This is a genomic window from Phormidium sp. CCY1219 (genome assembly GCF_035615515.1).
In the GTDB taxonomy this organism is placed as follows: Bacteria; Cyanobacteriota; Cyanobacteriia; order Cyanobacteriales; family Laspinemataceae; genus CCY1219.
The window spans coordinates 1-10492 of record NZ_JAJENT010000676.1 but is presented as its reverse complement, the minus strand read 5'-3'; the positions used below and the strand labels follow the sequence as shown (position 1 = coordinate 10492).

The window sequence follows — 10492 nt, the reverse complement described above, 5'->3', positions numbered from 1 at the left end:
ATAAATAACTATTCCGCTCATCGGAATAGTTTTTTTCCATCCCGGGAATTGGACTAAGCATAAATAACTATTCCGCTTATCGGAATAGTTTTTTTCCCATCCCGGGAATTGGACTAAGAATAAATAACTATTGCGTTCATCGGTAGAGTTTTTTCCCACCGATCGCTTGGTGGTGGTGAAATATAGCAGGTCTCTTTCTTGATGTGGCACGCAGCCGAATAGTCCCAACCGCACTTGCACCTCCGAAGTAAAAAATTCGTTACCTCACCCATATGAGAACTGCTATAAATGAGACTCTCCTAATCCAAGATTGGGACTAAAAGTTCCCGCCTTATTGCTGAAGTCCTCTAAAGACGACTGATATGTACTGGTGCAAAAATAATTGCAGATAGTCGGGTGGGTCTCGCCCCTCGAGAGGGGTGCCGATCGCGCATCTATTCTGGAACTGCCCACCCTACAAACCGATCGGGGAATTGAGCGATCGCCAATCAACCTCTGTGCGGGGGGGGGGGAGCCTCGCACAGGGCATTCCCAATTTATATCCCAACCCTCTTAGTCCGCTAAACCTGCGGACTATTCCGTTTGGATTAAGCAGGATTGCTTGAGAAATAACCGCATATTACCGGATGTTAAAATAAAAACTGTTGTTTATTTAATGGAGGCATAATTTATGAGTATTTCTTTAATCGATGTCGCCAAATACTACCAGGAACTTCCTCATCAAAAGCAAGCCCTGGAGATTTTAGAAGACCAAATTCAAGCCACGCATCCCACCTGGTTAACCGACGAATCGGAATTTGTAGAAACCTGGCGAAATGAAGAAGAAACTGCGGAAGTTTTTCCCCAAGCAGATATTATTTCCGATGGGAAACAGCTTCGCGGCGAGTGGCAAGGTCAAACCTACATCATCGATGCGAACGAACTGAGCGTTCTGGTACTCGATACCTTAGATCCGGAAACTGGAGAAACCACCGATCGCGAATTCAGAGGCGATCGCTTTGTGGATTTGAGCATCAATCCCAGCACCGGACATATTGCGGTTGGTGTATTCCTAGATTACTTTGTGGCCACAACTGTAAGTGCGGTATTTATTATCGAGCCGCAACCAGGCGGATACAACAGCTATGTGGCACAACTCCCCGGATCTCGACCCCTCCCGAATGAGTTTTCTACCTATCCGTTAGCCAGTATCGGATATGTGCGCTTTGTGTTTGACAATTTGCAGGTCAGTCATTCCGATGCGGCGGCAAATGTGGCCCTGGTGGTGTTTAAACCTTCGACAACTCCCGCCATGCAGTATGCAGGTTGTGTGGATTTGAACGCGATCGAAGGCACGGGCGGTTTGTGTTCTAACCGCAGTTAGTCTGGATGGTGGTAAAATAAAGGCGATCGCGAAACTTATTTTTCAAGGATAAATATGGGTTGGTTTTCTGGAATTCAAGCAACCATTGCCAGTGGAATAACGGTAATGGTCGCGATCGCTCACCCTCAAGGATTGGCGATCGCCTGGGCAGAAAAATCGCCGGAAATAGATTTCACCCCCGCCGAACCGGCAGGATTATCCTTCAGCAAAACGCCCTTAGTCGCTGAATCCGAAATGCCCGAAATCGAGATAATTGCCGATGGCGATCGCCTGCGCGGGCAATGGCATGGAGAAACCCATACCATCGATGCTAGGGAGCTAACGGTTCGGGTATTGAACACCGTAGATCCGCAGACTTACGAACCAGTGGATGCTCGCGATATGAGCGGCAATCGGATTATCAGTGCCAGTGTAGATTCCACCACGGGAAATATTGCCCTCGGGGTTACGTTAGCGCAATTTGCCGATGTAGATACCAGTGCGGTTTTTATTATCGATCCGCAACCCGGGGGATATGGAATTTATCGGGCGCAGGTGCCTGGAGAGCGACCCCTCCCCGATGAATTTTCCACAAATGCCCTCAGTAGCATTGAGTACGTGAAATTTGTGGAAGGCGATTTGTTGGTTAAGCAATTCGATATGTCAGGATCCGAAGCGCTGGTGGTATTCACCCCGTCAGATACTCCCGCAATGGAATATGCCGGCTGTATGAACTTACAGGCGGGGGAAGGGAGAATTTGTTTGAATGAGTGAGAGATAAAGCGAGAAAAAGCGATCGCCATTAGGGCCGAGGAAAAATCAAGCCCACCAGGCGATCGCCAGGGATTGCCGAACGCGCATCTCACTCAGGTGAATTCACGCCTCAATCCACTTCCTTGAGGACAGACACCTCAGATTGCGCTTCTTGCCAGCATTTTTGGATGTAGAATTCGGCGCGATCGCGCAACACCGTCACAAACAACCCTTCAGCGGATTGCGAATCCGTGGAAATCCAGGTGCCTCGCAGGGTCACTTCCAAATATTCCTCGTCCGCGACACACAGGGAAATTGCCTCACTTGGGTCCCGCCGCGCCTCCGCTTCTAGGTCATGCAACCCTGCCAAATCCGCAGGGAGCAAAAACGATGCCGCGATTGGTTCGATAACGACGCCAACGCCGACTCGCATCGCCACGATCGCTCGCCAAGCCACTAGCTCATCAATAGACTGAGCCAGACGCTCCAGGTGAAAGCCAGTTTCAGTATAGGTGAACTTTAGCATTACCAGTGGTCTCTCGTTCTATGAAATATGTGATGCTTTGGCTAAAGGCAAAAGAGGCAGCTTGGACAAGCGTGGCAAAGAAAGATTGAAGTATGAAGGGTCAATTTTCAGGAGAATAATTCCCAAGAACCGTAAAAAAGCAAGGTTCCTCCTTTTACCCTAGTGGTTTGCCCTTGATAGATTCCCCTTCATGCTTCATCCTTTAAACTTTCCGATAACCTCTCATCCTTTAGAGTGTGAAATCATTCCAGAACTGTTCTGCAAACGCGATCGCCGGATGCATGGGAGCCTTCGGTTTGGTTTTTAGAGGCATCCCCGCTTGCGAAGGCGTGCGATCGCCCTTCCGGGCGTTGCAATGGCTGCAAGCTGCCACTACATTATCCCAGGAATGGGTGCCGCCTTTCGATTTGGGAATCACGTGGTCTAGAGTTAAACGCTTCGTGCTGCCACAATATTGGCACCTATGGCGATCGCGCTTCAGCACTTCCCGGCGGTTCACTGGTGGCACCTTCCAGATGCGTTCCGTCCCCGACACCGTTAAACGGATGTATTGCGGAACGCGGAACACTTCCGACGGCGATCGCAATTCGTACACCTGAGACGAATTCCCCTGGGCGGTCCGGGAGTTCATTCCCCCCATCAATTCGATCGGTTCCGCTTTCCCCGTGAGTAACAGCACGATAGCCCGTTTGATATTGACTCGGCTAATCGGTAAATAGTTTTTTGAAAAAACCACCACCGATGTAGCTAACACGTCACTTATAGCGGTTTTCATGGTGATAAACTACATTTTATTGGTGTGCTAAATGAGTTAACCTCTCAGCCCTCGGAGTCAAGCCCTACAAGGATCCCTGCCGGGGATTGAAACAAAACCGAACTCCGCATTGAAATAGCCCCCACTTCGGGATAACCAGAAGCGGGGGCAGAAAAAATCCTTGCGATTAAGGGTTTCTTATCCAAATATCGGTTAGGCAGACCTCTGCCTAAACCTCCCGCTTCGGTTGTTAATATGAAGCCATCTGTGAGCCTTAAATAAGGTTGCTTCTAAATCCTCTTCGATGTCGAGCGCATTCCCGTTCTTGCTATCATAACCATTTCCACAGGGATATTCCAGGTCTCCAGTGGTGCCCCAGACGCCATAGGCGGCGTCCGAGTCTCCACTGACGTCGAGACCGCTGAAATATCCATTGCCGGAAAGAGTTGATAAATCGCTCACTGGAATGCTCTTTGAATGGTACGACTTGAATTCTCCACCAAACATACTACACTAATATTACAGACATGTCTACCCATTTGAGGAAAAAAGTTATGCCCGCAATTACTAGAACGCCCACCACCGAGATGGAAGTTACCAGCATTCGCTTGGAGAGACAACTCAAAGACAATCTGAAGAAACTCGCTGGAAACCAAGGCTATCAAGCCCTGATCCGAGATATCCTGTGGAATTACGTCCAGCAAAAATCAGGAGATTATCGACCTTCATTTTCGCGCTCTGATATCCGCGCCAGTCTAGAGGCGATCGCCGAACGAGAGGAACGCTGCGTCCTAACTGGCAAGATAATTCCACCCCACGAACCGATGTTATTAGGCTTAACAACAACAGGCGAAATGGTGCCCCTCAGTTTAGACAGTATGGCTGCATAGGCTTTTCCCCAACCCCCGCGCCCCCCATTCCTGCGGGGGGCGATCGCCACGATGGTAAAATGAGCAACGCCTCAAACTCCCGGTGCAAGCCCACTTTCCTTTGCTTCACCTTCTTCGGGTCTCTCGCCTCACCCTTGGCTGAAATGATTGGGCTTCATTGATAAAAATATTAAAATTTTATTATAAAAACTATAAAATAGTTCAACCATTGACCGGCAGATGGCAACTCGCGCCGGGAAAAAACTCCCCGCCGTGGATGTTGCTGCTTTGCAACTTCCTCTTTGATGAGGATAAATCATCCCCTTTTAAGCATGAATAATTAACCAGCAATCATTAAGAAAAGCCCCACAACAAATGACCAACACCCAATGACCAACACCCAATGACCAACACCCAATGACCAATGACCAATGACCAACAACAAATGACCAATGACCAATGACCAATTATTTTAGTTGACGATAATTTTCCCAGGCTTCAGCGATAATTCTCGGTGCAGTTTCCGCCGGAATTTGTAACGCTTCGGCGAGTTTTTCTAAATAATTGGATTCTTCTGGGGTAACTTTGCCATCGGCGATCGCAAATGCCGCCGCCACTGCCAAAGCATCTTCTACCATATCCTTAGGCAGCGCTTCTATCGCCCCATTAAAGAGCGCCTCCGTTCCTTGCCGATCCCAAATTCTATCGATTCTCTCGGAAATTTTGGCGATATCCGCTTCTGAATATCCCTTCATGGCACCACTTGCCATCAACTGATTGAACAGTTCCGATTCGTTCTCCGACATTTTTCCGTCGGCATAAACCACAATCAAGGTAATGGCAAATAACGCTTCGACAGGCGTTAATTTTTCGGTGAATTTCGCATAACTTTGGAAAAGTTTGTCATACTTGCTCATGGTTTTATCACCCCGAGATGCATGGATGTGGCAGAGTTAACGGGCGTGTTGAGAGAAAAAAAAGCGGATATCGGCTCGAGTTTTGCAAGGGAGGTGGGTGGGGCGTGAGTGGACATTGAATCCGCCGCAACATGTCAATCCAAGCGTTTCGGCGAGATAAGATAATCTTGACCACTCTCAGAAACTCAGTTTAACCCGGGGCTTATTGCATCTGTGGCAACACCTCGTGAATCAGGTCTGCAGTGACGCGATCGCTAATCGTTGCCGAACCGATTTCGGTGGGTAACACGAAACGGACCTGACCATCTTTCACCTTTTTATCCGTTTGCAGCTTTTGGATAATCTGCTCGATATCCAACCCTCCCGGCAATTTTGTCGGTAAATCGGCTTTTTCGATTAAGGCATACTGACGGGCGCTGCTTTCTTCATCCCACAGTCCCAATGCGATCGCCAATCGAGACGCTGCCACCATTCCAATCGCCACCGCTTCTCCGTGATTCGTCACCTTATAGCGGGTCAAACTTTCCACCGCATGACCGATGGTGTGACCGTAATTGAGAATCGCCCGCAGGTTAGCTTCTTTTTCGTCTTTTTCTACCACATCGGCTTTACTTTGGCAAGAGCGAGTAATGATATCTTGCAATAACTCTTTATCCACATAGCGCAATTGATCCAACCGTTTTGCCTCCTCCATGCGCGCAAATAACTCGGCATCCCAAATAACCCCATATTTAATCACTTCTGCCATACCGGCGCGAAACTCGCGGGCAGGGAGAGTTTGCAGCACCTCGGGGTCGATTAAGACGAATTTGGGTTGATAGAATGCGCCGATTAAATTTTTGCCTTTCGGATGATTGACCCCAGTTTTCCCGCCAATGGAAGCGTCTACCATTGCCAGTAAAGAGGTGGGGACTTGCACGAAATTAATGCCGCGCAACCAAGTTGCCGCCGCAAAGCCGGTCATATCGCCAATCACACCGCCGCCGAGGGCAATTATGGTGGAGGATCGTTCTAATTGGTTATCCAGGGCGACATCATAAACTTTTTGCACGGATTTGAGGGTTTTGTATTGCTCTCCGGCCATTAAAATGCACTGAGAGACTTCAAAGCCGGCGGCGGTTAAAGAAGCGGTGGCGCGATCGCCATATCGCCGATACACCACCGGGTTAGAGACCACTAGAGCTTTTTTGCCGAGATTGAGAGACTGCATCTTTGCCCCGAGTTCCTCGATGGACTTGGGCGCGATCGCAATCTCGTAGGAATTTTCCGGTAAATTAACGCAGATTGCAGAGGGCATGGTTGGCGAATCGATCCACTACTGTTTGCAGGCTGTATTGTATCGCAAGTGATGATTTAATAGTATTTAACGGATTTATAAAGGAGAAGTTGGTAAATGACTGCATCTGGAGTTTTGGCTTACGCTCTGATTCTCGGCGGTGCTTTCATCACCGCTGTGGTGTTGATGTTTGGCCTGCGCGCCGTTAAGCTGATCTAAATTCTATCTGAGGGCAGCCCCTTCCTCGGAAGGGCACCCCCAGTGGCGATCTGTGGCGCGTAGAGATTGACGGGTAAATCTCTACTCGGGTCACTCCACCGAATCCTAGTGTTGCCGGTGGGATGTAGCCATTAAACCCCGCTGCGGCGGGTTTTTTTATTGGGGCAGGGGATCGAACGGGGCGATCGCCATTCTGGGGAAAACCTTGCAATAATTCAGTGTTTTCCCCGGGTTTTTGCCGATTGCCGCCCGCTCCGTATTTTCCCGGAATTCTTTGAGGAATAGACACAATTGCCTATTTCTGCCCGTCGCATATTTCCGAGTGCCTAAACTGGCAAACTAACTTTTTTAATGCAATACTTATTCCGGTATTGCCATCCACTTACGCTGTCTGGAGTGACAGAAGAGAAGAAAGAATGAGCGTTACCTGTGACAAGTCCGGTTGGCTGTCGCGCTGTTTTGAGCCGATTTGGTTTTTCGCGTTCGTTCCGTTCAAATTTGCAGAGGCGGTTCTCATCACCCTCCTGCCCTTATTCGTGGTTCAGGTTGCCAATGGTAGCGTCGCCGATGTGGGACAAATCCACTCCCTGATTTCCCTCGCCGGTGTGGTTGCTTTTATCGTCTGGGGCAACCTGTCGGACAAATTCGGACGCCGCCGCCCGTTTTTGATTGTCGGATTTCTCGGATTTGCCGTCTGTACTGCCCTTCTCGCCTTGGGAAATGGGGTTCGGGAGGTGGCAATTTTCAGCACCCTAGCGGGATTTTTTATTGCCGCCGTTACCCCGGTAGCTTCTGCCCTGGTGCTCAATTCCTTTCCCGAACAGCAGTGGGCACCTGTGTTTGGGCGATTTTATCAGATTGCCGGCTGGAGTTTCGTGGGCGGCGTACTGTTGGGCAGTGCGTGGTTGACCCTGCGCCCGGAAGCGTTGAGCAACGCGCAAGCCATGCGAAGTTTGTTGCTGTTTTCCGGTGGATTTGCCTGTTTGAGCTTTATTTGCTGTTTGTTGTGGGTTCGAGAGTCGCGGGAATTTCGCAAAAAACGGCGGTTTACTCGTCAATTGCTCGGTCGCCTGACGGTAGCGGCGATCGAACGACGGGCGATATTTTACCCCTCGCGGATGATGTACTTCGTCTTGCGCGCGGGTTGGCAAGGTCACTTGCAAAAGCTTGTGGGCGGTCCGTTGCTGAGTTATTATGGGTGTTCGGGTTTATTTTTCTTTGCCATTACCTTGGTTTATATCCCGTTGCCGATTTTTCTCACGGATGTGTTGGGGGCAACGAATTCTCAGGTATTTTTAATTACCTTGGGCAAAGCGGCGATCGAGGCGTTTTTCTACATGCCGGTGGGTCGCTTCGTGCAACAGCGACGGGGCATTTCCTTGCAAGCGTGGGCTACCGCCGCGCGGGTGGTAATTTTTCTGATTTTCACTGCGGTGGCACTGATGCAACCCTCGGCGATGAGTTTAATTATTGTCGGCGTGACTCATCTGTTTACTGGCTTAACCTGGGCGGCGATTAACGTGTCGAGTACCACCGTGGTTGCCGCACTGGCGGCTAAAGGTCAGGAAGGAATGGCGATCGGATTGTATAATTCCATACTGGGTAGTGCTACAATTTTAGGCAGTGTAATTGGCGGATTGCTAGCAGCCAGTTTCGGCTATGGCGCTTGTTTTATTCTCGCCGCAATCTTAACCACTGTGACCTCGGTTGTATTGTGGAAGCTGCAAGATGCAATGCCGAATCCCACCCTTACCGCTTCTCAAGTAACTTGAGATGTAAACCTCAGGAAAAGGGAGAATTAAGAATTGAGAGGCCATTCGGGGGATGGTTTCTCAATTCTTAATTTTTAAGTTTTAACTGTCTGAGTCAATTGGGGAAAAGTCTTTCGCCGAGTCAATTGGGGAAAAGTCTTTTGCCGAGTCAATTGGGGGAAAGTCTTTGGTGGCTAAAAATTCTCGCACCACATTGGAAACTCTGCGAAATTCGCCATCCACTTGATAGTTCATGCGCCGCATTTCTTCTTCAGAGATTACGCCGCCGAGTTGCGCGTAAACTTCGCGCAATTGGGGATATTTTTGCAAAGTGGCTTCGCGGATGACGGGGGTAGCGTCGTAAGGGGGAAAGTAATTTTTGTCGTCTTCGAGGACGACTAAACCGAGGGTTTGGATGAGTCCGTCGGTAGACCCGCCGGCGACCATATCCACTTTGTTTTCCACCAGCGCCCGATACATCAACCCCATATCCATCACTTGCGGGTTTTCGGCAAATTCCAGATTGTAAGTTTCTGCCAATCCCGGAAATCCATCTTCGCGTTCGATGAATTCATAACTGAAGCCTCCTTGCCATTCTGGGGTGTATTCAACGGTATCGGAGATGGTTTCGAGATTGTATATTTCGGCATCTTCGCCGCGTATGATAATGGCGTAGGTGTTTTCAAACCCGAGGGGTTCGGTGATGGTCAGGTCGAATTGTTCTTCGTATGCTTCTTTGACGATGTTGTAGACTTTCTGGGGGTTGCTAATCGGTTTTCGTTCGAGGATGGCGCTGAGGGAGGTGCCGGTGTATTCGACGTAAGTATCGATGTCACCACTGATAACGGCGGTATGGCAAATAAAGGTACCGCCGAGGTTTAATCGTCGGTCTACGGTTAGGTCTGTTTGGTTTTCGATATGTTGGGCGACGAGTTCTCCGAGGATGACTTGTTCGGTGAAGTTTTTTGAGCCGATTACGAGGTCAGCTCTGCCCCCTAACCCCCCACTTCCGGGATTGCACCCAGCGATCGCAAACATTAAAACCGCACTCACCAGGGTCAGGGAAAAGAACCGAAAATAGTTTCGTTTGCTCACAGGGGGGGAAAGGGACATGAGGACAGTGGGACTGGTAGAGGCAGGGAATGGTTGTCTGTGCGGAAATAATCGGTGCGGAAGGGAAGCGATCGCGTGCAATGCGCTCTTCCCCCCACACAGAAGCCATCCGATCGCCTGGGTGAATCGGGACAGCCCCCCACCCCGGTCCCCGGATCCCCCGGAGGGGTTGGCGCGGGTAAAAGGAGCGGGGTTGCGGTGTCCCCGGGCATGGCGATCGGCCCACAAAAACAGATTGTGCAGCAGTGGATTATTTTTCACTTTTGATTTTTCCTTGAGCCGTCAAGTGATTCTCGAACCAGCCGATCGCAAAATCTGCTGCCAGTGCCATCAAGGCGGCGGGAACCGCACCGGCGAGAATCAGGTCGTTATTCACCATTGCAATGCCTCGGAAAATAAAGGCTCCCAATCCGCCGGCACCGATCGCGGCAGCAATGGTGGCAATCCCTACGGAAATCACCGTCGCCACCCGCACGCCGGCGAGAATCACCCCCAGTGCCAGGGGAATTTCCACTTGGACTAACAATTCCCAATTGGTCATTCCCATGCCGCGACCGGCCTCGCGGATCGCCGGATCGACCCCGATAATCCCGGTATAGGCATTGCGAATAATCGGCAGCAATGCATACAATGTGAGAGCAACCATCGCCGGAATCTTGCCAATCCCGCCGAGGAGCGGAACGGAAATCAAAAACCCGAACATGGCCAAACTCGGAATCGTCTGCACCACGTTGGCTACGGTTAAAATCGGTTGTGCTAGCTTCGGTTGACGAGTAATCAGGATGCCGAGGGGCAAGCCGATCGCGATCGCCACAGAAATCGAGATCGAAACCAGGATGATGTGTTCCCCGCAGCGAAACAGAATTTCTTCGCCGTATCGAAACAGAAAAAAGTCATTCATCAGAAATTAGGGTTGGTAAGGGGGAGAACGGAAACCCTCGTCATTTATGCGTAGGGAGGAGTTCTCCCCCC

13 protein-coding genes are annotated in these 10492 nt (G+C 50.0%); 5 read left to right on the top strand and 8 right to left on the bottom strand.

Annotated features, from left to right (window positions below):
- On the bottom strand, window positions 1–210 hold a 210-nt coding region (locus LKK83_RS19700; RefSeq protein ID WP_324633006.1), incomplete at its 3' end, for a hypothetical protein.
- 460 nt (window positions 211–670) lie between these two features.
- Here LKK83_RS19700 and LKK83_RS19695 point away from each other — a divergent pair.
- The gene (locus tag LKK83_RS19695) at window positions 671–1363 is read left to right on the top strand and encodes a hypothetical protein (protein ID WP_324633005.1); all 693 of its coding nucleotides are present in this window, start codon (window positions 671–673) and stop codon (window positions 1361–1363) included.
- A gap of 54 nt (window positions 1364–1417) precedes the next feature.
- The gene (locus tag LKK83_RS19690; protein WP_324633004.1) at window positions 1418–2116 is read left to right on the top strand and encodes a hypothetical protein; all 699 of its coding nucleotides are present in this window, start codon (window positions 1418–1420) and stop codon (window positions 2114–2116) included.
- Window positions 2117–2225: 109 nt separating this feature from the next.
- On the opposite strand, the gene LKK83_RS19685 is transcribed toward LKK83_RS19690, so the two are convergent.
- From LKK83_RS19685 to LKK83_RS19675, 3 genes are all read right to left on the bottom strand, one after another.
- Window positions 2226–2621, bottom strand: a complete 396-nt coding sequence (locus LKK83_RS19685) for an alr0857 family protein (protein WP_324633003.1) — start codon at window positions 2619–2621, stop codon at window positions 2226–2228.
- Window positions 2622–2850: 229 nt separating this feature from the next.
- Window positions 2851–3396 (bottom strand): HNH endonuclease, encoded by a 546-nt coding sequence (locus LKK83_RS19680; RefSeq protein ID WP_324633002.1) that lies wholly within the window; start codon window positions 3394–3396, stop codon window positions 2851–2853.
- A gap of 192 nt (window positions 3397–3588) precedes the next feature.
- The gene (locus LKK83_RS19675) at window positions 3589–3837 is read right to left on the bottom strand and encodes a hypothetical protein (protein WP_324633001.1); all 249 of its coding nucleotides are present in this window, start codon (window positions 3835–3837) and stop codon (window positions 3589–3591) included.
- 92 nt (window positions 3838–3929) lie between these two features.
- On the opposite strand from LKK83_RS19675, the gene LKK83_RS19670 reads away from it, so the two are divergent.
- Window positions 3930–4265, top strand: a complete 336-nt coding sequence (locus LKK83_RS19670; RefSeq protein ID WP_324633000.1) for a hypothetical protein — start codon at window positions 3930–3932, stop codon at window positions 4263–4265.
- Between the two features lie 446 nt (window positions 4266–4711).
- Here LKK83_RS19670 and LKK83_RS19665 read toward each other — a convergent pair whose 3' ends face one another.
- Together LKK83_RS19665 and aroB are read right to left on the bottom strand one after the other, a co-directional pair.
- On the bottom strand, window positions 4712–5161 hold the full coding sequence (locus LKK83_RS19665) for a tellurite resistance TerB family protein (protein WP_324632999.1): 450 nt from the start codon (window positions 5159–5161) through the stop codon (window positions 4712–4714).
- Window positions 5162–5363: 202 nt separating this feature from the next.
- Window positions 5364–6458 carry a 3-dehydroquinate synthase gene (gene aroB, locus LKK83_RS19660; protein WP_324632998.1) on the bottom strand — a complete coding sequence of 365 codons (1095 nt, stop codon included), beginning with the start codon at window positions 6456–6458 and terminating at the stop codon, window positions 5364–5366.
- A 96-nt stretch (window positions 6459–6554) separates the two neighbouring features.
- On the opposite strand from aroB, the gene petL reads away from it, so the two are divergent.
- Together petL and LKK83_RS19650 are read left to right on the top strand one after the other, a co-directional pair.
- A complete protein-coding gene (petL, locus tag LKK83_RS19655; RefSeq protein WP_324632997.1) occupies window positions 6555–6656 on the top strand; it encodes a cytochrome b6-f complex subunit PetL in 102 nt (33 codons plus the stop codon).
- Window positions 6657–7072: 416 nt separating this feature from the next.
- Window positions 7073–8428 carry an MFS transporter gene (locus LKK83_RS19650; RefSeq protein ID WP_324632996.1) on the top strand — a complete coding sequence of 452 codons (1356 nt, stop codon included), beginning with the start codon at window positions 7073–7075 and terminating at the stop codon, window positions 8426–8428.
- A gap of 81 nt (window positions 8429–8509) precedes the next feature.
- Here the strand turns inward: LKK83_RS19650 and LKK83_RS19645 are convergent, their stop codons facing one another.
- Entirely contained in the window at window positions 8510–9781 is a 1272-nt protein-coding gene (locus LKK83_RS19645; protein WP_324632995.1) for a glycine betaine ABC transporter substrate-binding protein, read from the bottom strand.
- Window positions 9771–10421 carry an ABC transporter permease gene (locus tag LKK83_RS19640; protein WP_324632994.1) on the bottom strand — a complete coding sequence of 217 codons (651 nt, stop codon included), beginning with the start codon at window positions 10419–10421 and terminating at the stop codon, window positions 9771–9773. Before LKK83_RS19640 ends, LKK83_RS19645 begins: the two co-directional genes overlap by 11 nt.
- Window positions 10422–10492: the final 71 nt, after the last annotated feature.